This window comes from Vibrio sp. 2033, assembly GCF_033339735.1.
This window is the reverse complement of the sequence record NZ_JAWOVC010000001.1, coordinates 89,818-114,127: the sequence shown is the minus strand read 5'-3', so window position 1 is coordinate 114,127 and position 24,310 is coordinate 89,818. Positions and strand designations below refer to the sequence as shown.

General features: G+C 44.1%; 21 protein-coding genes and 1 pseudogene. 16 read left to right on the top strand and 6 right to left on the bottom strand.

The features are described from left to right. Window positions 1–237: 237 nt before the first annotated feature. From R7P74_RS00465 to R7P74_RS00410, 13 genes and pseudogenes are all read left to right on the top strand, one after another. Entirely contained in the window at window positions 238–702 is a 465-nt protein-coding gene (locus R7P74_RS00465) for a DUF3305 domain-containing protein (RefSeq protein ID WP_005389514.1), read from the top strand. Next, the gene (locus tag R7P74_RS00460; protein ID WP_318122492.1) at window positions 692–1,321 is read left to right on the top strand and encodes a DUF3306 domain-containing protein; all 630 of its coding nucleotides are present in this window, start codon (window positions 692–694) and stop codon (window positions 1,319–1,321) included. Before R7P74_RS00465 ends, R7P74_RS00460 begins: the two co-directional genes overlap by 11 nt. A gap of 308 nt (window positions 1,322–1,629) precedes the next feature. Beyond that, complete coding sequence (locus tag R7P74_RS00455) at window positions 1,630–3,291, top strand: 4Fe-4S dicluster domain-containing protein (protein ID WP_213869617.1); 1,662 nt, start codon at window positions 1,630–1,632, stop codon at window positions 3,289–3,291. Window positions 3,292–3,300: 9 nt separating this feature from the next. Further along, entirely contained in the window at window positions 3,301–3,927 is a 627-nt protein-coding gene (locus R7P74_RS00450; RefSeq protein WP_203346072.1) for a TorD/DmsD family molecular chaperone, read from the top strand. A gap of 73 nt (window positions 3,928–4,000) precedes the next feature. Continuing rightward, window positions 4,001–4,201, top strand: a complete 201-nt coding sequence (locus R7P74_RS00445; protein WP_005396171.1) for a twin-arginine translocation signal domain-containing protein — start codon at window positions 4,001–4,003, stop codon at window positions 4,199–4,201. Window positions 4,202–4,211: 10 nt separating this feature from the next. Then, the gene (locus tag R7P74_RS00440) at window positions 4,212–7,067 is read left to right on the top strand and encodes a formate dehydrogenase subunit alpha (RefSeq protein WP_136977098.1); all 2,856 of its coding nucleotides are present in this window, start codon (window positions 4,212–4,214) and stop codon (window positions 7,065–7,067) included. 11 nt (window positions 7,068–7,078) lie between these two features. Beyond that, window positions 7,079–7,687: a formate dehydrogenase FDH3 subunit beta gene (fdh3B, locus tag R7P74_RS00435; protein ID WP_005377536.1), complete on the top strand. Its 609-nt coding sequence runs from the start codon at window positions 7,079–7,081 to the stop codon at window positions 7,685–7,687. 14 nt (window positions 7,688–7,701) lie between these two features. Further along, entirely contained in the window at window positions 7,702–8,754 is a 1,053-nt protein-coding gene (locus R7P74_RS00430) for a formate dehydrogenase subunit gamma (protein ID WP_005377534.1), read from the top strand. Continuing rightward, complete coding sequence (locus R7P74_RS00425) at window positions 8,738–9,154, top strand: membrane protein (protein ID WP_005377532.1); 417 nt, start codon at window positions 8,738–8,740, stop codon at window positions 9,152–9,154. The genes R7P74_RS00430 and R7P74_RS00425 overlap by 17 nt, the downstream gene beginning before the upstream one ends. Window positions 9,155–9,577: 423 nt before the next feature. Then, entirely contained in the window at window positions 9,578–13,750 is a 4,173-nt protein-coding gene (locus R7P74_RS00420; RefSeq protein WP_225472922.1) for an RHS repeat-associated core domain-containing protein, read from the top strand. 11 nt (window positions 13,751–13,761) lie between these two features. Beyond that, a complete protein-coding gene (locus R7P74_RS00415; protein WP_053303068.1) occupies window positions 13,762–14,184 on the top strand; it encodes an SMI1/KNR4 family protein in 423 nt (140 codons plus the stop codon). A 117-nt stretch (window positions 14,185–14,301) separates the two neighbouring features. Further along, window positions 14,302–14,421, top strand: a pseudogene (locus tag R7P74_RS29895) (immunity 49 family protein); the annotation flags it as partial. 342 nt (window positions 14,422–14,763) lie between these two features. Beyond that, entirely contained in the window at window positions 14,764–15,984 is a 1,221-nt protein-coding gene (locus tag R7P74_RS00410; protein WP_225472924.1) for an ammonium transporter, read from the top strand. A 32-nt stretch (window positions 15,985–16,016) separates the two neighbouring features. Here the strand turns inward: R7P74_RS00410 and R7P74_RS00405 are convergent, their stop codons facing one another. Beyond that, complete coding sequence (locus R7P74_RS00405; RefSeq protein ID WP_165401620.1) at window positions 16,017–16,190, bottom strand: hypothetical protein; 174 nt, start codon at window positions 16,188–16,190, stop codon at window positions 16,017–16,019. A gap of 118 nt (window positions 16,191–16,308) precedes the next feature. Here R7P74_RS00405 and cobB point away from each other — a divergent pair, with 118 nt between their 5' ends. Continuing rightward, entirely contained in the window at window positions 16,309–17,040 is a 732-nt protein-coding gene (gene cobB / locus R7P74_RS00400; protein WP_005377522.1) for a Sir2 family NAD+-dependent deacetylase, read from the top strand. 88 nt (window positions 17,041–17,128) lie between these two features. Here cobB and R7P74_RS00395 read toward each other — a convergent pair whose 3' ends face one another. The 5 genes from R7P74_RS00395 to potA all read right to left on the bottom strand — a co-directional run bounded on the left by R7P74_RS00395 (window position 17,129) and on the right by potA (window position 22,276). Beyond that, window positions 17,129–18,166 (bottom strand): extracellular solute-binding protein, encoded by a 1,038-nt coding sequence (locus R7P74_RS00395; protein WP_005377521.1) that lies wholly within the window; start codon window positions 18,164–18,166, stop codon window positions 17,129–17,131. 249 nt (window positions 18,167–18,415) lie between these two features. Next, window positions 18,416–19,447, bottom strand: a complete 1,032-nt coding sequence (locus R7P74_RS00390; RefSeq protein ID WP_318122488.1) for an extracellular solute-binding protein — start codon at window positions 19,445–19,447, stop codon at window positions 18,416–18,418. Window positions 19,448–19,549: 102 nt separating this feature from the next. Then, window positions 19,550–20,320 carry a spermidine/putrescine ABC transporter permease PotC gene (potC, locus tag R7P74_RS00385; RefSeq protein ID WP_005389180.1) on the bottom strand — a complete coding sequence of 257 codons (771 nt, stop codon included), beginning with the start codon at window positions 20,318–20,320 and terminating at the stop codon, window positions 19,550–19,552. Then, the gene (potB, locus tag R7P74_RS00380; protein WP_005377512.1) at window positions 20,320–21,180 is read right to left on the bottom strand and encodes a spermidine/putrescine ABC transporter permease PotB; all 861 of its coding nucleotides are present in this window, start codon (window positions 21,178–21,180) and stop codon (window positions 20,320–20,322) included. The genes potC and potB overlap by 1 nt, the downstream gene beginning before the upstream one ends. Beyond that, the gene (gene potA, locus R7P74_RS00375) at window positions 21,161–22,276 is read right to left on the bottom strand and encodes a spermidine/putrescine ABC transporter ATP-binding protein PotA (RefSeq protein ID WP_017634901.1); all 1,116 of its coding nucleotides are present in this window, start codon (window positions 22,274–22,276) and stop codon (window positions 21,161–21,163) included. The genes potB and potA overlap by 20 nt, the downstream gene beginning before the upstream one ends. 400 nt (window positions 22,277–22,676) lie before the next feature. Between potA and R7P74_RS00370 the strand changes: the two genes are divergently transcribed. Both R7P74_RS00370 and R7P74_RS00365 read left to right on the top strand, forming a co-directional pair. Then, entirely contained in the window at window positions 22,677–23,474 is a 798-nt protein-coding gene (locus R7P74_RS00370; protein WP_170893783.1) for a hypothetical protein, read from the top strand. Next, the gene (locus tag R7P74_RS00365) at window positions 23,467–24,303 is read left to right on the top strand and encodes a glucosaminidase domain-containing protein (protein ID WP_151515140.1); all 837 of its coding nucleotides are present in this window, start codon (window positions 23,467–23,469) and stop codon (window positions 24,301–24,303) included. Before R7P74_RS00370 ends, R7P74_RS00365 begins: the two co-directional genes overlap by 8 nt. Window positions 24,304–24,310 lie beyond the last annotated feature (7 nt).

Here is a 24,310-nt window from a genome sequence, read left to right as displayed (position 1 = left end):
TCCCACAGGAATTGCGAGGTTTTATGTCAACAATGCATTAAAACTGCGAGTTCGCAGTAATGACACATCAATACATTTGAGTTTCGTCTAGTTTGGTACTTATAGCCTGAGGGAGTATATAGACTAAGTTATATCAGCTTGGCGCGTTTATTGCTTCGAAGACAATAAAAATGGTCGAAAACGGGGGCAAAATGTCCTGTGTGTTTTCAGACCAAAAATAGAAAGACTGGGTGAGTTATGTCGGATAAGAAAGATTTCGAAAAAAATTACGAAAAGACTGAGGATACATGGCCAATCGGCGTAGAGCTTGTTGAGCATGAGATCAGTACAGGGATTTGGGTGACAACCCAATGGCAGTTGACAGGATTTGCGCTGAATCCGACGGAAGAGACTCCAGATGTTTGTCTGTTGCAATTACATAAAGACGAGCGTACAGACTACCGCTTTAACTTAAGCTCTCAGCAACCTAAACTCTTTTTAGTGATGGATAACGTCGAGTCTGGTGAAAAACCAGCGATACAGTTACTGACGGCTTCACAATCTGTTGCGGCGCAATATATGGATGGTGATAACCTTGTACTATCTAACGATATGCCGTTAGCCGTTCAGGCTTGGATGGAAGCCTTTATTGGTCGTCACGGTGAGTTGTTAGAAGTAAGACGCAAGAAACGCAAAGGAGCAGGCAGAGCAAATGGCAACTAGTTTTTTAAGCCGTTGGTCGAAACGTAAACTAGAAGAATCTTCCCAACATGCTGAAGAGATCACGCCGATAGCAGAGACGGAACAATCCGAAGATAGTGTCACAGCGCTTTCAAACGCTGACGAAAGCTTAGATACTTTGAACGTCAATGAGGATAGTCAGGCTCCAGACATTACCGCGAGTGTAGAGACTGAAAAAACCGAAGAAATGTCTGTGGCGCAACTGCTGGTTTCTGAAGCTTCAGAAAGTGTTAAGAAAGCCGCGCTGCGCAAAATGTTCTTGTCCGAAGAATTTAACGTGCGTGACGGCCTAGACGATTACGATGATGATTACAGTAACTTAAAGTCACTTTCTCAAGACGTCGCTGAGACGCTGCGTGATTGGGTTAAAGACAAAGTGGAAGACGAACCAGACGCCGAAACTGCGCAAGGGTCTGAGCTTAACGCTAACGATATCGCATCTGAGGTAGTTGAAGACGCAGAGTCAAACACCGACAAAAGTGGCCAAATTACTCAAGATGAAAGTGAGCTGTATATAAATACAGTGTCTAGTGAAAGTGATACTTTTGCTGAAGAATCACAGCCTAACGAGGTGAGACAAAATATACCACACAAAGAATAGGTACATTTTGACTAAACACTCAATGAGCCGGCTGAGACAAAATGTCTCAACCGGTTTTTTTATCCCTACTATTTGTCAGTAAAATTGATAACCTATTGATTTTCAGTTGATATTTTATTGGCATGACACTTGCTATTTGTTGCTCAATACCAATCTGGTTGAAGTTAGTACGGACGCACTGCGTAGTATTCATCGCCTATAGACGGCGGAATAAGAATTCTCATTGATAAGTTAATCAGCAGAATCTCCGGCGCTAACTACACTAAGAGATGGAAAAGACTATCCATGTTCATAAATGGAATTGAGCAATGCTGAAACAATTATTAGAACAAGCAACTTCCAATAACGGTAAAGCGAGGCTGTACGCTTTCGAAAATACCGTAGAGTTGACCAATCTTATTCCACCAACCGTAAGCTATGAAAGCGGCGGTAATACTTTGATTGTGGGCCCAACAGCAATCATCGAAAGTGCGGCAGCGCAATTGTCGCAAATGAACAGCCTAACGCTGCTTTCTACCGATGGCGAAAAGGGCACAAATCCCGAGCTTTATTACGCCAATTCGGTTCAGGTTTCAGGGTTCTTAGGTACGTTTGAAGTTCTGATTGAAAATCATGGTTCGACCAACAATCTTGCCAAGGTCGCGATCAATAGCGATTGTTTCGATATCGTACTCGATCTTTGCCTTAACAGCTGCATGTCGGAAGAAGTCCCAGTACCGGGCTACTACCCAGTAGGTCGTGGCTATCCGAAACTGGCTGAAGCGTTGGAAGAGATTCCAACCTTAATGGGGACGTTCGATAAACCGAAATTCTTCCGTTTAGATACCGATTTATGTGCACACAGCTCTCGTGGCGTAAAAGGTTGCGAACGGTGTGTGGATGCTTGTCCGGCAGGGGCACTATCGAGTGAAGGCAGCGACAGAACGGGCCATCGCATCGAGATCAACCCATACCTATGTCAAGGCGTGGGTACTTGTGCTACAGCGTGTCCGACAGAAGCGATTCATTACGCACTGCCAAACCCTGAAGATACGCAAAAGTTTATTGAACGTACGCTCGCCAACTATGAGCAAGCGGGTGGTTTAGATCCTATCGTATTGATTTGTAGTTCTCGCCACGAGAGCTACAACGTGATGGCACTAAAAGCACTGCCAGATAATGTGATTCCAATTGTGGTGGAAGAACTGCCTTCGGTTGGTATTGATACTTGGTTCGCCGCGCTTGTGAATGGTGCTACTCAGGTGCTGTTTGCGGCTTCACGTTTTATGCCTCAAACCATTATTCGTGTGCTTAATAGCGAAGTAGGTATTGCTCAAGAGCTGCTCGGTCAGCTTGGTATCGCCAAAGAAACCATCGACATTCTGTATCTAGAGTCACTACGTGAAGGTGCTCCGACACTTTGTACTGAGTCTTTTGATTTGGCATTAGGTGATTTGCAAGGTAACAAACGTCAGCGTCTATTTACGGCGTTGGATGCGTTGTCCGCATCACGTATTCCAGTTGAGAACATTGTTGAACTTCCAGCGAACGCACCTTACGGCACAGTCTCTTGTGAAAGTAAAGGTTGTACGTTGTGTATGAGCTGTGTGGCGGTGTGTCCAACACGTGCATTGCATACGGACGGTCGATCTCCGTCGCTTAAATTCGTCGAGCAAGACTGCATTCAATGTGGGCTGTGCGAGAAAGCGTGTCCAGAGAAAGTGCTGACGCTTACTCCTCGTATGAACTGGGTGAAAGAAGAACGCCAGAAAGCGGTTGTGATTCATGAAGAAAAGGCAGCCGAGTGCATTCGTTGTCACAAGCCTTTTGCTCCGCAATCGATGATCGACATGCTACAAAACAAGTTACGCGGTCACTCTCATTTCTCTGATGAAGCGGCGATCAATCGTATCGCGATGTGTGAAGACTGCCGTGTGATCGACATGTTTGAGTCGATGGCAGAAGACCCAATGAAACAACTGAAATACTAGGAGCTCGCAGTGGACACACAACAAGAACAAACACTGAGAACAGACATTTATCTCGTTCTATCTGCACTTTTTCGTAGTGCGCCTAGTGATGAAATGCTGACGTTCCTGAAATCGCTAGAAATTGAACCGTCTGAGAGCGCGATGCAAAAAGCTTGGCTCGCACTGCAACAAGCCGCGAACGAAGCGCAGCGAGAAGCGTTAGAAGAAGAATATCAAGATCTGTTTATTGGCATTGGACGTGGTGAAGTTGTGCCATTCGGATCTTGGCATCGCACTGGCTCGATGATGGAAAAACCGTTAGCGGAAATTCGTCGCGATTTGGATCTTTTAGGCATCGAACGAGAAGAGAACGTGAAAGAGCCTGAAGACCATATTTCTGCACTGTGCGAAGTGATGGCAATGCTGACGGGTGAAGAGGAAGAACTTCAACAAGCGGTGTTTAACAAACACATCGCCCCTTGGTTCCAATCTTTTACGCGCCAACTAGAGAACGCAGAAAGCGTGAACTTCTACAAGCCAGCTGCACAGCTTTGCGATGCGTTTTTAACGTTAGAGCAAGTGCGCTTTAGCGTGAACACCAAAAGCAGTAAGAACAAATTAAAAATTGATGTGAAAAACGTCACTGATTACGAGTAATCGAGCAGTACTTGGTCATATCGATAGAGAGGCATGAGTCTCCAAAGATCTACCGTAAGGTAAGGAAGCAATGATGAAAGATAATAAAGAAATAAACACAAGCCGTAGGGATCTCCTAAAAGGCTTCACAACCGCTGCCGTTGCTGGTGCTGTTGTTGCGGGAACCACGAAAGTGGCCGTTGCTTCAGAAACGGTTGAGCCTTCTGAAAAAGACGTGAAGAAGAAAGGGTATCGTGAAACTCAACACATTCGCGATTACTACGACACACTTTAGGAGATAACGGATGAAACTTGTCAAACGCTCCGACAGTGTGAGCAAAGAAACGAACCAGCTTGGCGTATCTCGTCGTGCATTCATGAAAAACACTTCGCTTGCCGCTGGTGGTGCAGTGGTTGGTGCTAGTCTATTCGCACCGGGAATGATGAAAAAAGCGCAAGCAAAATCAGTCGATCCAGAAGCGAAAACAGAAGTAAAACGTACTATCTGTTCTCACTGTTCAGTGGGTTGTGGTATTTACGCAGAAGTTCAAAATGGTGTTTGGACGGGTCAAGAGCCTGCATTTGACCACCCATTTAACGCCGGTGGTCACTGTGCAAAAGGCGCAGCACTGCGTGAACATGGCCACGGTGAGCGTCGTCTAAAATACCCAATGAAGCTTGAAAACGGTAAGTGGAAAAAGCTTTCTTGGGATCAAGCGATCGAAGAAATCGGTAACAAGGTGATGGACATCCGCAAAGAGTCTGGCCCTGATTCGGTTTACTTCTTGGGAAGCGCAAAGCACAGCAACGAACAAGCGTACTTGTTCCGCAAAATGGCATCACTTTGGGGTACGAACAACGTTGACCACCAAGCGCGTATTTGTCACTCAACAACCGTGGCTGGTGTAGCGAATACTTGGGGTTACGGTGCGATGACCAACTCTTTCAATGACATGCACAACTGTAAGTCGATGCTATTCATTGGTTCAAACCCAGCTGAAGCACACCCAGTAGCGATGCAGCACATTCTGATCGCAAAAGAGAAGAACAACTGTAAGATCGTCGTAGCAGATCCTCGTCGTACACGTACGGCAGCAAAATCGGATCACTATGTATCACTTCGTCCTGGTTCTGACGTAGCATTCATTTGGGGTGTGTTGTGGCACATCTTCGAAAACCAATGGGAAGATAAAGAGTTCATCCGTCAACGTGTATTCGGTATGGATGAGATCCGTGCTGAAGTGGCGAAATGGACGCCAGCAGAAGTTGAGCGCGTAACAGGCGTAAGCGAAGAAGACGTTTACCAAACAGCAAAACTGCTTTCTGAAAATCGCCCAGGCTGTATTGTTTGGTGTATGGGTGGTACTCAGCATACTACTGGTAACAACAACACACGTGCTTACTGTGTGCTTGAGCTAGCGCTTGGTAACATTGGTAAATCAGGCGGCGGCGCAAACATCTTCCGTGGTCACGATAACGTACAAGGCGCAACCGACCTTGGCGTACTTTCTGACACGCTACCGGGCTACTACGGCCTTTCTGAAGGCGCTTGGCGTCATTGGTCAAAAGTGTGGGAAATCGATTACGAATGGATCAAAGGTCGTTTCGATGACAACGCTTACAGCGGTCAGAAACCAATGCACAGTGCAGGTATTCCTGTATCTCGTTGGGTTGATGGTGTACTGGAGAACAAAGACAACATTCGTCAGCGCGAAAACATCCGTGCAATGTTCTACTGGGGACACGCAGTGAACTCTCAAACACGTGGTGTTGAGATGAAAAAAGCGATGCAGAAGTTGGACATGATGGTGATTGTGGACCCTTACCCAACGGTTGCTGCGGTAATGAACGACCGTACCGACGGCGTTTACCTGCTTCCTGCAACAACACAGTTTGAAACACACGGCAGCGTTACCGCATCTAACCGTTCTCTACAATGGCGTGAGCAGGTGATTGAACCTTTGTTTGAATCAAAACCAGACCACGAAATCATGTACCTGCTTTCGAAGAAACTGGGCTATTCCGATCTTCTGTTCAAAAACATCCGTGTTGAAAACAACCAGCCGGTGATTGAAGACCTAACGCGTGAATTCAACAAAGGCATGTGGACGATTGGTTACACAGGCCAAAGCCCAGAGCGTTTGAAAGCGCACCAACAAAACTGGCATACGTTCCACAAAACCACATTGGAAGCGGAAGGTGGCCCTGTCAACGGTGAAACCTACGGTCTACCTTGGCCATGCTGGGGCACACCAGAAATGAAACACCCAGGTACACACATTCTGTACGATACGTCTAAGACGGTTGCAGAAGGTGGCGGTAACTTCCGTACGCGCTTTGGTGTGGAATTCGAAGGCAAAAGCCTTCTTGCAGAAGACAGTTATTCGAAAGGCTGTGAGATCAAAGACGGTTACCCAGAGTTCACTGATAAGTTATTGAAACAACTTGGTTGGTGGGACGACCTAACTGCTGAAGAGAAAGTGGCAGCAGAGGGTAAAAACTGGAAGACTGACCTTTCTGGCGGTATTCAGCGTGTCGCGATCAAGCACGGTTGTATTCCATTTGGTAACGCGAAAGCGCGTGCGATTGTTTGGACGTTCCCAGACCGTGTGCCACTGCATCGTGAACCACTTTACACACCACGTCGTGACCTTGTAACGGATTACCCAACTTGGGAAGACAAAGATGCAATCTTCCGTGTACCTACGTTGTATAAATCCATTCAAGAGCAGGACAAATCGGGCGAGTACCCAATCGTTCTGACTTCTGGCCGTCTGGTTGAATACGAAGGTGGTGGTGAAGAGACGCGTTCAAACCCTTGGCTTGCCGAGCTTCAACAAGAAATGTTTGTTGAAGTGAACCCGAAAGACGCGAACGATCTTGGCTTCAGAGATGGTGATGATGTTTGGGTTGAAGGTGCAGAGAAGGGACGAATCAAGGTGAAAGCGATGGTAACACGTCGTGTGAAACCTGGCTTGGCGTTCATTCCGTTCCACTTTGGCGGTAAGTTCGAAGGTGAAGACCTACGTCCTAAATACCCAGAAGGTACACAGCCTTACGTTGTTGGCGAATCGGCTAACACGGCAACCACTTACGGTTACGACCCGGTTACCTTGATGCAGGAAACCAAAGTAACCCTATGTAACATTCGTAAAGCGTAAGGAGTCTGACAATGGCACGAATGAAATTCCTATGTGACACCAAGCGCTGTATCGAGTGTAACGGCTGTGTTACTGCATGTAAGAACGAAAACGACGATGCGCTTGAATGGGGTATCCAACGTCGTCGCGTTGTGACACTTAATGACGGTGAAGCTGGTGAAAACTCTATCTCTGTTGCTTGTATGCACTGTACCGATGCGCCTTGTATGGCAGTTTGTCCAGCTGATTGTTTCGAACATACCGAAGACGGCATCGTTCTTCACAATAAAGATCTGTGTATCGGTTGTGGTTACTGTTTGTTTGCTTGTCCGTTTGGCGCACCTCAATTTCCTAAACAAGAGGCGTTTGGTGAACGTGGCAAAATGGATAAATGTACTTTCTGCGCGGGCGGCCCAGAAACAGAGCCTGGCTCTGAGGAAGAACGCCAAAAGTACGGTGCGAACCGTATCGCAGAAGGCAAGTTACCGATGTGTGCATCGCTTTGTTCAACCAAAGCGCTGCTTGCGGGTGACGCAGAGAAAGTCTCTGACATTTTCCGTCAACGTGTGGTAGAACGCGGCGCGAAAAACGCAGGTTGGACAGACGGAAACGATCTTTCTTACGATGCGACGAAAAGCTAAGTAAGGAGAGGCACATGTTAAACACGCTTAAACGTGCATCTCTAGCAATGCTGTCAATGATGACGGCATTGCTGCTGACTTTCGCAATGCCTGCTTCAGCAGAGGAACAATCTTCTAAAGTTATTCAACAGGAGATCACGCAACTCGCCGGGGCAGACTATTGGCGCGAAGTCAGAGAGGGGCAAGAAGGCTACACCACGTCTCAATCGCCAGAACATGGCGTATTGATCAGTAAACCTGGTGAGACTTGGTACATTCTAAAAGAGAAATGGATGTCTCCAGCGGGTGCTGTCGCGATTTTCGGCAGTATTGCAATGGTAATCATGGCTTACGTATTCGTTGGTCCTTTGATGCTTAGCAAGCCGCGTACTGGTAAAAAAATGAAGCGTTGGTCTCGTTTAGACCGCGCGCTTCACTGGAGTATGGCGTTTACATTCTTAACGCTGGCATTCAGTGGTTTGATGCTGGTTTACGGTAAGCACTTCTTAAAACCGTACGTTCCTACTGAGTTCTGGGGCTTTATCGTCATGTTGGCGAAGCAGTACCACAATTACATGGGACCATTGTTCTTCATTTTACTGATGCTCGTGCTCTTTAAATGGTGGCGCAAGTCGATTCCAAACATGACAGATGTTCGTTGGTTTATGAAAATGGGCGGCATGGTTGGTAAACACAAAGGCACACATCCGTCAGCTGGTTTCTCAAACGGTGGTGAGAAGGCAATCTATTGGTTGTTAATCTTCTTTGGTGCTATCGCGGCAGTGAGTGGCTTAGTTCTGGACTTTCCTATCTTTGGCCAAACTCGCCGTGACATGGAGCTTTCTAACTTAGTTCATGCGATTTCGGCGCTGATTCTAATCTGTGGCTTTATCTTCCACATCTATATTGGTCTATTCGGTATGGAAGGTGCGCTAGAAGGCATGGTGACAGGTGAAGTTGATGAAACATGGGCGAAAGAGCATCACGATCTTTGGTATGAGGAAGTGAAGTCCAAAGAAGCGATGGGTGAAACAGATACGGCACAAACGGAAGTAAAAGGAGCGAAAGCGAATGAACAAACCTCATAACGGGATTTGGGTTGCGTACATCCTGAGCTGTCTGACCCCGTTTACGTTTCTGATCTCAGGCGTTATCGCAATTATCTATGCGGGTTACCGATTAGATAAGGGAGAAGACAGCGACGTAGTGATTTCTCATTACTACGGTTTAATTCGCACCTTCTTTCTCTACCTGACGTTTTTTGTTGTGTTGATCGTCACCGTCGCGACTTCTAATGGTGTACTCGTTGGCGTGAGTGATTATTGGTTGCATAGTACTTTGCTTGAAACCATCGCTTACTTTATTCCTTGGGTAGGGATGGTGTTTGCTGCATTAGCCATCTTGGTGTGGTTTATGCGAATGTTTCAAGGGATGCAGCAACTGCTCAATAACCAACCACACAGACCATCGACAGGTCCAAACCTTTAATCAGTATTCTTTAAGCAAAACCGCCGTAATAGGCGGTTTTTTTGTTGCTGTTTTGTCTCAAATATGAAGCGTTGAGTCGCAGGGGTGATACTTGATGCAACTTATTGACTGAATTTACGTAACTGGGCAGAAAATCATAGTTAAGTAAGAAACATGTAAAAAAATCGCGTCACGATGAGACATTAGTCTCACTCACGCTATTGTTCATTTACTCAGGATTCATCGTCCCGTTAAAGTACGCTGCGCTCAGAAGTTCAAAGAGTTGCATACGTGAAAATTGCCATCAATACATTCAGTCTACGCATACAGAGGAATCTCTATCGGAGGATGTTTGATTAAGGCATCTTGCTCTCACAAATAAAAAGAGCGAAACGAGCATTAAATGATGCGGCAAGGTAAGAAAAGGACAAACACGTTACGGCTATGATCCCTCAATTCGTCATTCCTATCACGAATCGCTTTGGTGAAAGTTATCACTTCTCTGGTCAGTTACTTACTAACGGCGAACCTAAAACATTCGTGACCGAACAAGAGGCAATAGAGTTTCTTGAGAGCTTTGGTGAGCTTGACCTTCGCTCTGTCGAGGACTTGTTCTATGCGATTGGTCAATTCAAGCCAAACATACCTGACGGTGAGCTTACTTCCCAACACTATAATTCAACGTTTGCCAATGCTTTGGTGAACGGTGACTTGCATGTCGCTCGAATTGTACCTACCGGCGAAAACTACGCACTCTCGTCGGCGGTTACGCCTCCACCGACTCAAAATACCGTCAATGCAAAACCATCGAAGGGAAAGGGGAAGTCGAATAAAAAGAGTGGCAGAAGTGCCGCATCCGCCAAGCCTCAGCAACAAAGCAGCGAAAAACATGAGAAAGCCGGTGATCCTGTATCACTTGTGACGGGTGAAGAAATTCTCGAACTCTATGATATCGAGCTACAACAAGGTACTACTTGGCAGCGTACTTACCGCTCTTCGCAGTCGGATGTAAATCATGGAATGGGCTTTGGTTGGCGACATGCATTTCAGTTTGAATTACGCGAAAAGACGAACGAGAAAGACAATGTTATCGCTTGGGAGTTTGTTGACGATAAGGCAGATATCACAGAATTTGAGCCAGTAGATATTGGAGCGACAAGTTACCAGATATACGCTGGTGCGAGCTGTTATTTCCTAAATTCAGCAACTCGGATCGTGACGCTCGCTAGTGGGCATCAATATAGGTTTGAGCAAAAAGATGATCGTTGGCTTGTTAAACAAGTTAGAAATGGCACGTTTTCAACGTTTCAATTGCAGTATTCTCGAAACCATCGATTGATCGAGATCGCATATAACAAGCGTCCGGTTCTTGAATGTCAATATGATAAGCAAGGACGCCTTGTAGAACTGCTTAATGCAAAGTCCCAAAAAGTTCTGACAACTTATACCTATGATGAGCACGATGATTTGGTCAGTGCAACTAATCATTTGGGCTTGAAGGAACAGTATCAATACCGCGGCCATTTAATTGTTAAGCGTGTACGACCAACTGGCTTTACTCATTATTTTGAATGGGATGGCGAAGGTGCTAACGCGAAATGCATCAGGAACGTTGGGGACGCAGGAATTTATGACTATCGCTTCCATTATCAAGGAAATCACTCTTCTTATTCTGACTCGTTAGATCATCAATGGTCTTTCTTGCATGACGAGCAGGGTAACCTACTTGAGAAAATAAGCCCCACAGGTAGAACTTGGCGATGGCAATATGATGAATTAGGACGAAAAGCACAAGCTATCTATCCTGATCAGTCAACGGTCAATTATCAATATAATCAGCATGGTCAATTAGTTTCTAAGTTTCATTCCTCTGGCAAAGAAATTCAATATGGTTATGACGGCTTAGGTAAGTTAGTTAAAACGGTTTCACCTGACGGGGATATCGAGAAGGCTTACTACAATAGCCTCGGTCAAAGAGTTTGGGATACCGATCAGTTCGGCTGTGTCACGGAATATGATTACGATAAACACGGTCAAGTCGTCAAAAAAGAGTCTGAAGATGGTAAGAAAAGTCAGTGGTGGTGGGATGAACAACAAAGACTTATCGCGAATGAAATAGACGGTACATTACTTCGTTATAGCTACAATGAAGAAGATTTAGTGAATGGCGTTGCTTATCCCGATGGGTGTATTGCTCAACTCGCTTATGATCAATTTGGCAGGCGTACATCAGTTCGTTATTTTAACGACGAAGACAAAGTCGGTTATAGCGAAGAATATTCTTACGATGAGCGCAGCCGTGTTGCTCAGATTCGAACGCCAGCAGGCATTACCTCGTATCAATGGGGAGCACTCGCGCAACAAGAAGCAGTCATCTTTCCCGATGGCAGCCATATTTCTTACGAATACGATCAACAACGTAACCTGACTAAATTAGTTCGGAGTGACGGCTTAGAGTTCGAATTCCTGTATGACGATGAAGGCCAGCTGTCAGGAACTGTCGGGTTTGATAATCTACAAAGCCAATTTGATTATGATCATATGGGACGGATCCATCGTAAGCAAGTCGCCGATAGGACCGTGCTGTACCGCTATGACGCTGCGGGTTATCTCAAGCACGTCAAAGCAGGAAATGCTAGCAGTATTGTAGAGCACCACTTTAATTATACGCTTGGTGGGCGACTTACGTTCGCCTCCAATCGCCATCAAACATTGCAATACCAATACTCTTCATTCGGGCATTTAACAAAGCGCATTCAAGGTCAGTTTGAGATAGCGCAGGAGTTTAACAGAGTTGGCCAACGCGTATCTCAGGTACTGCCAGATAATACGGAGCTGAACTTCTCTTATGATCGATATGGGCGTTTTTCAGCGATTCGGTTTGGAAACCTAGATTTACCTCAAATCAAATTTCATTACGATGAAATGGGACGAGTTTCCCAAATTGAAACGGCATATTTTAATGAGCGCATCATTTATGATGGTGTTGGTCGTTTGGTCGAACAACATTGGCCTGATAGAGAGAAAAAGTACGTTTACAATGCGCAAAACCGTATTTCATCAATCATTGATAATACGGCAGGAGCAACACACTATCAGTACGATGCCTTAGGGCAACTGAAACGAGTCAATGCTTCCGGAGAAGTGACTAAATTTGAATACGATAGTTTTGGCAATCCTACTTTGCCAACTTCAGAGGTATTCGCTGATCGTATTGAAGTACACGATGATGTACGGTTCAAATATGACGCGCAAGGAAACCAGACAAAACGTGAGGGGCAAGGACACGTTCAGACTCGCGTATTTGATGCGTTAAATCAGCTCATTGAAGTTCACACCGACGATGGTATCAGTCAATATGAATATGATGCATTAGGGCGCAGAACGAAAAAAATTACACAAAAAGGCGTTAAGGAGTTCCTGTGGGAAGGTGAACGTTTAATTGGTGAACGCTCTTCAGGTGCTTTCCGCTGGTACCTATATCAACCAGAAACCTACACGCCAGTGGCACTGCTAGAAAATGACGTTATTTATTGGTACCAGTGCGATCAAGTTGGTAAACCAGAGCGACTGATCGATTGCGAGGGGAATGTTGTATGGAGTGCCAGCTACGATGCTCATGGCTTTGCTCATGTACATATTGAAAAAGTAGTAAATCCACTGCGTTTTCAAGGGCAGTACTTCGATCAAGAAACCGACTTACACTACAACCTCGCTCGGTATTACGATCCTAAGCTAGGACGCTTTATCCAACAAGATCCGATATCTATTGCTGGTGGTATTAATCATTACCAATATGCAGTCAACCCAATTCAATGGATTGACCCAACAGGTTTCCTATGTGAAGAAGGGCTAAAACGCTTGGGTCAAATGTTGGCAGAGTATCAGGCGCAAAGCGATGTCCCCCAAGAGGTTTGCGATCAGATTTTAGAAGCAGCAAAAGAGTCATCCGTCGGAGAAGATGGCGTTCGCTCGCAAGTCAAAATCCGAAAACCCAAAGGTAAAAATCATATTCGATATGAATACGATTTAGACCATATTGATTGCGAAAGAAACGAGATTACTTTTTATCGTCATATTAACTATTCAGATGGTAGTAAACGAAAAATTCAGCATGTTGTTGGCCTTGAAGAATTTGTTAATTCCAGAGCTTTTCATGAAGTTAAAAAATATAATTTCCAAGTAAATGATGGGGAAAACTATATATTCTTTAACAAATCTCATAAAGACTCTTTACCTAAACCAAAGGGGAAGGGGCCAAATGGGGGGCGTTTAGAGTCTCATCATGGGTTGCAGCGGGCTTGGGCAAAAGAAAACTTATCTTCATATGGTTATGATGAAGAACTAGCCCCAAGCATCACAATCGAAACTGGAAAAACGAAATTTGGTTCATGTCACCCCCATACAATAATTAGTAATGAACAACGGGCTAGAAAAAATGCTAGAGTCAATAGTGGGGAAAGCAAATGGGGCTCTAACTTGCAAGAGGAGCTTCAGTTCATTATAGCTGATTTGGAAGTTGCAGGTTTTGACAAACAAACAATAAGTAAAGTTCTTGAACAGCAGTATAAAATGCTAAATACACTAAAAATACCATACGAAAGGTTGAATTATTAGAGGCTATATAGTTGGATATCATAGAAAATTTAGCGCTCAACTTTAGGCTTGATGCGCACGAGAATGCTGCAAGCGAAGATGAAATTAATGATTTGAAAAATTTTAGCAGTATTACTGTACCGGAAGAGTATCTTTGTATCGTTAGAAAAATGACGGAAGTAGAGATTTTAGTGCGTGGAGAAAAGTATATAAGGATATGGAGCCCGTCGGGTTGTATTGAGATGAATGAAGCTTATGAAATCCAAGATTGCATTCCTAACTCTTTGGCTATTGGGGATAATGAAGAAGGCGCAGCTTTGATATTAATGCAAGGAAAAAAAGGGCCAGGACTTTATTTAAGTGATTTTAGTGATCTAGATATCGACGATGCTAAATATATATCTGCTTCATTGGAGGATTTCCTAACAAAAGGGGTTGGGATGGAAGAGATATAGTTACCAAATTCTAATGTTGACGTAACAACATTCACAAAAGGAACTCGTAAGACGCAGCAGTTGCTCTGAGTTGACTGAATAGTGGTAGCTTCTCTCCCTAAAACTAAACCAGTTTTAATGATTGGCATATGGTACGACAAAGGTAACCGTTTATCTGTTGAAACTGGTTGGCTTCCTCCTTACCTCGTCGAGGGGCGTTGGCTAGAAGAAGTAAAAGCAGGGAAGATCACTCGATAAACTCCTTTAGTTAGCCATTCAGTATAAAAGCCACCTCTCATGAGGTGGCTTTTATGTTTATGGTGGGGAGTTTGCTGCTTGTTGAGCTATATGGTGCGCATTATGTTGGTGCAGTAAAACCACATTGGTGCATTTATTAGCGTGTTAAGCACCATTTCAAGAATGCATAATTTTATTAAAGTTCATACAAAACAATAAATTAAAGTGTAAGTGTTAGAAATGTAAATTATGGAATGAGAATTGCTCTGTTAGACGCTCTATAAACTAAGTTCACCAAATTGGTGATGAGCCTAACTTTGATGCACAGGATAAGTGCGCTACAGATCAACGGAGACAATCATAATGAGTGTAACTGCCAATCAGGTACACGGCGCTGTACAAACTCTCACGCAAAGTTCCGACACACTTTTCTTACTACTTGGCGCAATCATGGTCTTTTTGATGCATGCTGGTTTTGCTTTTCTTGAAGTAGGAACCGTGCGCCAAAAGAACCAAGTTAATGCTTTAGTTAAAATCTTGGCCGATTTCGGTATTTCCGCCATTGCGTATTTTTTCATTGGATACTGGGTCGCTTATGGCGGCACCTTCTTTGCTGATGCAGAGACATTATCTCAAGGCAATGGTTACGAGTTGGTGAAGTTCTTTTTCTTGCTGACCTTCGCTGCAGCGATTCCTGCTATTGTTTCTGGTGGTATCGCAGAGCGAGCTCGTTTTTATCCGATTCTTATCGCAACATTTTTCACTGTCGGCATCGTATACCCGTTATTTGAGGGAATGATCTGGAACGGAAACTTTGGTGTTCAAGCTTGGTTTGAAAATACCTTTGGTTATGGCTTCCACGATTTTGCAGGTTCAGTCGTTGTACATGGTGTTGGCGGCTGGATAGCGCTGGTTGCCGTTGTGTTTTTGGGCATGAGAAAAGGCAGAGTTCGAGCAGGAAAGCATACCAACTTTGCACCTTCGAATATTCCGTTTTTGGCTTTGGGAGCTTGGATCTTATGTGTGGGGTGGTTTGGCTTCAACGTCATGTCAGCTCAAACTGTGTCAGGCATAAGTGGCTTGGTGGCTATGAACTCATTGATGGCAATGGTCGGGGGCATTGTCGCGTCACTGTTGGCTGGTAAGAATGACCCTGGCTTTATTCATAACGGCCCACTAGCTGGCTTGGTTGCTGTATGTGCGGGCTCAGACTTAATGCATCCTATCGGTGCTTTAGTAACAGGTGCGATTGCTGGCGTGCTATTTGTTTATCTTTTTACCCACCTACAAAACAAAACCAAGATTGATGATGTGCTAGGTGTCTGGCCTTTACACGGTGTATGTGGCGCTTGGGGTGGTATTGCTGCGGGGATCTTTGGCCAAATCTCGTTGGGTGGGCTAGGGGGCGTGAGCATTATCGTTCAGCTTCTAGGAACGCTTTTGGGCATTTCCATCGCTGTGCTTGGGGCACTTGCAGTCTACGGCGCGATTAATACCAGTATGGGACTAAGGCTTTCAGAAGAAGACGAATTCAATGGCGCTGACCTAGCCATTCATAAAATATCTTCGACCAACGAGGATTGAGACCAATATGGGAGCGGCATAAAGCCGCTCTTTTAGCAATTGCCTTTCTTGGCTTGGCCAGGAGGACAGAAATTACCATTACCTCGATGGTCATCATCATTGGTGCTGACTCTTACCTTTACATCATCGACTTCGCCTTCAACATTGGTAAGTTGACAGCCTGCCAAAGTCATAAGCAATATAAACGCTAGAGATACTTGTCTCATTGCTGTTCCTCTTAAATTGTAATTCTAATAGTGACCATTACGACTATGGTCTAATCCATATTACTACTGTTGCTATTCTTTCAGTGTTAAGCTAATGAAAAAACAGCAAGGATGAGTTATGAATTTCCCTTATAGAAATATTGTAGTACTTACTGGTGCAGGTATCTCGGCCGAATCTGGTATTCAAACATTTCGTGCGCAAGATGGCCTATGGGAGAATCACCGTATCGAAGATGTAGCAACGCCTGAAGGGTTTGCTCGCGATCCGGACCTTGTTCAAGATTTTTACAACCAACGCCGCAAGAAACTTCAAGATAATGCGATAAAGCCTAATGCAGCGCATGAAGCATTGGGTCGTTTAGAGGCTGAGTTAGAAGGTAAAGTGACGGTCATCACTCAAAATATAGACAACCTTCACGAAAGAGGCGGCAGTCAGAATGTGATTCACATGCATGGTGAGTTGCTCAAGGCCCGCTGTAGTGAATCTAACCAAGTAGTAGAGCACAATGAGGACATTAAGACCGGCGAGCTTTGTCACTGTTGTCAGATCCCTTCACAAATGCGACCACATATTGTTTGGTTTGGTGAAATGCCACTGCGAATGGGTGATATCTACGCGTCATTAGAAGAAGCAGATTTGTTTATTTCTATTGGGACTTCTGGCGTTGTGTATCCCGCAGCAGGTTTTGTTCATGATGCAAAAATGCACGGCGCACATACCATTGAAATTAACCTAGAACCTAGTGCGGTAGAAAGTGAATTTGAGGAAAAACGCTACGGAAAAGCAAGCGTTGAGGTTCCAAAATTAGTTGACGAGATACTGGCTCTAGAAGGAAAAGAAAGAGCGTAATAACTTCAACAGGAAGAGTTTTTGTCTTGTCATTAAGAACAAAAAAGCGGCTCATGAGCCGCTTTTTCATCTCTTTAAAACTAACGCATTAGTTGTTCACTTTTAGCTTTTGGAAGTACTCATCGTACATTACGCTCGCTTCGCCAACTTCATCTTGCCAAGTACCGCTGTCCATCACTTCTTGTGGTGGGAAGATGCTTGGATCATTAGCAAATTCTTTCGGTAGCAGATCGTGTGCCGTTTTAACTGGCGTAGGATAACCAATCTCAAGTGCAATCTTAGCTGCGTTCTCAGGACGTAGTAGGAAATCGATCATCTTATGAGCTGCGTCAACGTTCTTCGCACCAGCTGGAATTGCTAGGCTGTCCATCCAGAAGATAGTGCCTTTTTCTGGCCAGATGATGTCGATGTTCGCGCCTTCTTGACGAGCCATGTATGCAGAACCGTTCCAAAGCATGCCTAGTGAAACTTCACCCGCAAGGTAAGGGTTTGCAGGAAAGTCTGAGTTAAATACTAATACGTTTGGCATTAGCTTTTTCAGTTCTTCGTAAGCGGCTTTGATTTCTTCTGGGTTAGTCGTGTTTGGTGAGTAACCAAGCTTAGTCAATGCAATGTGGAATACTTCGCGAGAATCATCCATCAGCATTAGTTGACCTTCCCACTTGCTATCCCAGAAATCATCCCATTTAGAAACCGATGACTTGTCTAGCATGTCAGCATTGATACCAATACCGGTCGCACCCCAAATGTATGGGATAGAGTAGTTGTTGTTCGGATCGAACGGTTTGTTTAGGAAGTTAGTATCAAGATCGGCAAAATGAGATAATTTCTCTTTGTCGATCTGTTGTAGCATGCCTTCTTTACGCATTTTAGAGACGAAATAGGTAGACGGTACTACCAAGTCGTAACCAGAACCTTGAGTTTTTAGTTTTGCGTACATACTCTCGTTAGATTCGTATGTAGAGTAAATAACTTTGATTCCGGTTTCTTTTGTAAAGTCTTCAAGAACTTCGTTTGGAATGTATTCCGACCAGTTGTAGAAATAAAGTTCTTGATCAGCAGCCATTGCAGGGGTAGCGATGAGCGTCGCTGCACATAGAGCGCTTGCGTAGAATTTACTTTTCATTTGTTTTCCGTTTTGTTTCGCGATTGGACAAGTCAATACTAGCTGGAGTTATCAAGTTGAGCCAAATCGCAGTAAGCACAAATATGTTCATTTAGCTTGAATATCGTTGTCTCCTTGTTATGAGACGATAAATCTATGATACCAAGACAAATAAACCTAGCAACGCGCGATTATATCAGCCTAAGACAAAAATAGGCAGCGTATTGCTGCCTATTTTCCTATGGTTGATGACTTGTTACACAAGCTAGATTATTGCCCCGCTTTCAGCTTGAGGAAGTAATCTTCGTATTTAACGGTTAGATCACCAACCGCATCTTGCCATTCAACGCGGTCAAGGTCTTCTTGAGAAGGGAATAGTGGGGCAACGTCTTTAAACTTAGCATTCGATTCCTCCACCGCCGTTAGGTAGCCAGTATCACGAGAGATTTGCTCTGCGATTTCTGGGCGCAGTAAGAAGTCGATCATCTTGTGAGCTGCTTCTACGTTCTTCGCACCGGAAGAGATAGCGAAGTTATCAACCCAGCCGATACCGCCTTCTTTAGGAAAAACGAGTTTCAGGTTCATGCCTTCGTTTTGAGCAGCAGCTGCGCTACCGTTCCAAAGCATACCAACGCCAACTTCACCAGACATGTATGGTGCGCCTGGGTTGTCAGAGTTGAATACTAAAACGTTAGGCATCAACTTTTGTAGCTCAGCGTACGCTTCATCGATTTGCTTAGGGTCTTTTGAGTTACCTGAGTAGCCAAGTTTACGTAGAGCGATATGGAATACTTCACGAGTGTCGTCCATCAACATTACTTGACCTTCAAGCTCAGGCTTCCATAGGTCAGCCCAGCTTTGGAAGTCTTTTGGGTCGTACATGTCTGCGTTAACCGCTAGGCCTGTAATCGCAACAACGTGTGGAATAGAGTAGTCGTTATTTGGATCGTAAGGCTTGTCTAGGTAGTTTTTATCTAGGTTGCCGAAGTTTTTCAGCTTAGTCTTATCGATCTTTTGTAGCATGCCCTCGTCACGCATCTTCGCCACGAAGTACGTTGAAGGTACTACTAGGTCATAACCTTGGTTATGAGTTTTTAGCTTTGCATACAAAGTTTCGTTCGACTCGTAAGTCGAGTAGATCACTTTGATGCCAGTTTCTTTAGTAAATTGCTCTAGGATATTACTGTTGATGTAAGGACCCCAGTTCATAAATACTAGTTCTTTATCATCCGCTGTCGCTGTACCAGAGAACAGAGAAAGCGCACATGCACTACCAGCTAATAGAGTAGCCCATTTTTTCATTGACGTTAGCTCCAAACCAAACGTTGTCCAATTTTGGACGATAGATAGAAAAACAGAATGGCATGTAACCATTCTGTTTCGTGATGTTAACAGGTGCGGATTCTACTTCACTTTTTCTCTTGCTAGCAACTGAGAAATTACTACCAAGACCAAAGAAACAATCAACATCACCGTTGCTAGGGCGTTAACTTCCGGTGAAATGCCCACCTTAACCATTGAGTAAATCTTCAATGGCAAGATTTCGTATGTTGGACCCGTTACAAACGAGCTGATGATCACATCGTCCAAAGACAGGGTAAAGCTCAATAGCCAACCTGCGGCAACCGCTGGTTTAGCGAGAGGAAGGATGATCTGTTTCAAGATAACCCACTCGCTTGCACCAAGGTCTTTTGCTGCTTCCAACATTTTCACATCAAAGCCATTTAAGCGGCTGTATACAGTTACCACAACGAATGGTAGACAAAAGGTGATGTGAGCAATCAATAGTGTAAAGAAGCCAAGCTGTGCGCCTAATACTAGGAACAGAGCAAGTAATGAAATCGCCATTACAATATCGGGAGACATCATCACGACAAACAGCATGCCGTTTACCGCACCTTTACCTTTGAACGAGTAACGGAATAGGGCAACGGCCGTTAAGCTACCAATGATGGTTGCTGCTGTCGCTGAGAATACCGCTACGTTCAATGAATGCCATGCAGCTTGCATTAGGCTGTCGTTATTTACTAAGGTTTCGTACCATTTCGTGGTGAAACCACCCCATTTCATACCAAATTTGTTGGCATTAAATGAGTTAACAATTAAGACGATGATTGGCAGATACAAAAATGCATACACCAGCGCCATAAAGCTAAATCTAACTGTGCGTCCCATTAGTCTAGCTCCACTTTCTTATTCAATAGTTTGCCTGCTCTGTAGTAAGCGTAAAGCATCACAGCCATTGCGAAGGTGAGGGCGATACTGGTCGCAGCACCAAATGGCCAGTCACGAGCGTTCAATACTTGGCTCTTAATGACGTTACCGATCAGTAGGTTCTTCGCACCACCAAGAAGGTCAGAGATGTAGAACATACCTAGTGCTGGTAGCAGAACCAACAAACAACCACCGATAATGCCAGGCATTGTAAGAGGTAGAATCACTTTCGTAATGGTTTGGAACTTGTTCGCACCAAGATCTTTCGCCGCCTCGATATAAGTGTTGTCCAACTTCTCGATTGCCGAGTAAAGCGGCAGAATCATAAATGGAAGCAGGATGTACACAAGACCAATCATTACTGCTGTTTCGGTGTACATAATACGTAATGGCTTATCGATGATTTCCATCGCCATTAATGATTTGTTCAAAATACCTTGTGTACCCAGAACAATCTTCAGGCCGTAAGTACGGATAAGAGAGTTTGTCCAAAAAGGTACGATAACTAAGAACAACATGAATGGGCGCCATTTCTCTGGCATTTTCGCTATGATGTAAGCAAATGGGTAACCAATTACTAAACACAACAACGTCGCCACAATCGCCATGTAGAACGAGTGCATCAGCACTTTCGCATACAAGGGGTCGAGTAGACGTAAGTAGTTGTCGAAAGTAAATGTCATTTCGATTAAGTTTGCTTCATCACGCGTTAAGAAACTCGTACCGATAATCATCACATTTGGTACCAACACGAAAAGTGTTAACCAACCGACGATTAAGGTAATGATCGCGTTTTGAAGATTAATCTTCTTGCTTATCATTGAGGACTACCTCCCAGCTCTCAACCCAAGTGATAGCGACTTTCTGGCCAAGTGAGTGGTCCACATCAGGATCATCTTCGTTAAAGAATTCGCTAACCATTACACGCATGCCCGAATCCAATTGGATAACTGAATCAAGCGTCATACCTTTATAGGTACGCTCTGTTACGTGACCTACGATGCCTTTTTCTTCAGACTCTTTGATCTCTTCGATACGTAAGTCTTCTGGGCGAAGTAGTACTTGCAGTTTTTCACCTGCTTGCGCTTCCTGATCGTAGTAAACAACAGATTCGACACCTTCGATTTCTGCACGGATACGTTTCTCGTCGATACGCTCTAGCATGGTTGCGTTGAATACGTTGATCTCTCCGATAAAGCGAGCAACAAATAGGTTCTTCGGCTCTTCGTAAATCTCACGTGGAGAACCATCCTGCTCGATAACACCATCGCGCATTACAATAATGCGGTCAGACATCGATAGGGCTTCTTCCTGATCGTGCGTAACGAAGATAAAGGTAATACCAAGTTGACGCTGAAGCTGTTTAAGCTCGATTTGCATTTGCTTACGCAGTTTGTAATCAAGTGCCGATAGAGATTCATCTAGCAGCAGTACTTTTGGTTTGTTAACAACCGCACGCGCAATGGCGATACGTTGTTGCTGACCACCAGAAAGCTGATGAGGCTTACGCTGTGCCATTTTTTCTAGGCGCACCATGCGTAGCGCTTCCATTACTCGTGGTTCAATGTCCGCAGTAGGCGTTTTCTGCATACGAAGACCAAAAGCGACATTCTCATATACGGTCATGTGTGGAAACAATGCGTAACTTTGAAATACCGTGTTGACGTGCCTTTGCTCTGCAGGAACCTGTGTTACATCCTGGTCATCCAAAATAATTTGACCGTTATCTGCCGTTTCAAAACCTGCAATCATGCGTAAAACTGTTGTCTTACCACAACCAGAAGGCCCGAGAATCGTCAGAAATTCACCATGATTAACATCCAGATTTAAATTACCGATGATTTCCTTACCATCGAAACTTTTACTAATACCAGATAAACGAATAACTGGCTTTCCTGCTTGCGGTTTTGCGTTCAACGTCTGTATTTCCCCCACGTTCAAGCCGGGATTATCCCAGCTGATGTGACACTAACCATTCACTTTTGAGGCGCGCATCATAATCACCAAAAGTGTGAAATTAAAGCATTTTCTTATCTTGAAACAGAAATAATTTTGCAGGAAAAAGCCATCATTCCTTACCATACTGTTTTTATGAGATTAATTGGCATCTAGACACAGTTTGATAGCACTAAACTTTGTTCAACAATTGTTTCAATTTCATGACCTTGAAAGTGGTTAATTATCAACCATACAGTTGAGATTGCAAGGATTGTAGGTGAGTTGTGATGTTAGATGTGGAAAGATTTCTTTATAATGACGATTACATTAATTGACTGGAATTCCAGTCAAAATTTTACAAGTTAGTCTTGGATAAACTATGAACGACGATTTTGAGAAAGATTTCAATCTTGGGGGGAGTGTAGAGCGAGCTTTGTCTGGCAACTACGAGCTTAAAGCTGGCGCGGTTTTTAACGAAGCTTGGCGAGCAACCATCCAGCACTTTTTATCATTTTCTCCTGCCATTATTGTATTGCTTTTTGTCCAGTTAGGTATTTTCTATATTGCATTAAAACTGCAGTTGGGCGATTTGACCGTTATTCTTGATGCGTTTGAGAACCCAGAGTCGTTCACAAACGATATTGTGTCTTCTATTTATGTCGCGAATTTCAGTTATGAGGTGATTAGCGCCCCAATTTATGCGGGGATAAGTTTGATGGCTATGAGTCATATCGCTGGCCTGAAGACTAAGTTGCGCCATGTTGGAAAGGGGTTGCAGTTCACCATTCCTGTTATTCTAGCAACACTCATGAGCTTAATGCTACAAGGTGTGGTTGGTATGATTTTTCCTTTACTGTCGCTGTATCTTTCCTTGGCATTTAGTCACTCTATTTTGTTGATTTGTGAGAAAAGGGTGCCACCAATGCAAGCGTTGCTGTTATCACTTCGCGCAATCAACAAGAAGATTTTTGTGGTCGCGGGGCTTTACTTAGGCGTGATGTTAATGTTTATTATTGCAGCAATGTTCTACGGTATTGGCTTGATTTTTGTGCTGCCATTCTTCTTCCATTTGAAAGGCATACTCTACCGCGAAATGTTTGGAATTAAGCTTAAGATCGTTACAACACAGAAAAACGATAATGATCACGATGGTAACTCACAGGTGTTTGATGCCTAATTCTTTGAAATCAATAAGTTTACGAGTGGCGGCAACCTGTATAGCCGCCACTTTCATTTCTATAGGCCCATATTTACACTACGAGAAACAGTTTAAATATGTGGAAAATCCTGACGCACTCTCTGGCAAGATTAAGCATGTCGATTTATCACACTTGCCATACATCGGTGATATCCCAGACTTCAATTCAATAAAAGATACGAAAGAGAAAAAAGCAGCTTTTTTTGATTTTTTAAGGCCTAAAATTGCTCTTGAAAATCAACGAATTCGTCATGAGCGGGCCTTTCTTACCTCTTTAAAGGTGGGACAAGTGACGCAAGAACAACAAGAGTATGCTCAGCGGTTATCATCTCTGTATTCGTTGCCCTTGAGTAACGATAAGGTTGATCAAGCGTGGCTAGACGAGATGCTTGTGAGAGTGAACGTCTTACCAGAAGCGTTGGTTCTAACTCAAGCGGCAAATGAATCTGCGTGGGGCACTTCTCGTTTTGCTACTCAAGCAAACAACTTGTTCGGCCAATGGTGTTATAAAAAGGGCTGTGGAATTGTTCCAGCGCAACGTGGCGCTAACAAAGTTCATGAAGTTGAAAAATTCGATTCTGTACAACAGTCTGTTCATGGCTACTTTATGAATGTTAATCGAAACCCAGCGTATGCAGACCTGCGTGAAATCAGAACATCTCTGGCTGAAAAGAACAAGGGCTTGTTAACGGTCGCAACCGCGTCAGAGTTAACGCATGGGTTGCTAGCCTATTCTGAACGTGGCATCGCCTATGTACACGATCTTCGCGCTATGATTCGTCATAACAACGCCTACTGGACGCAATAAAATAACG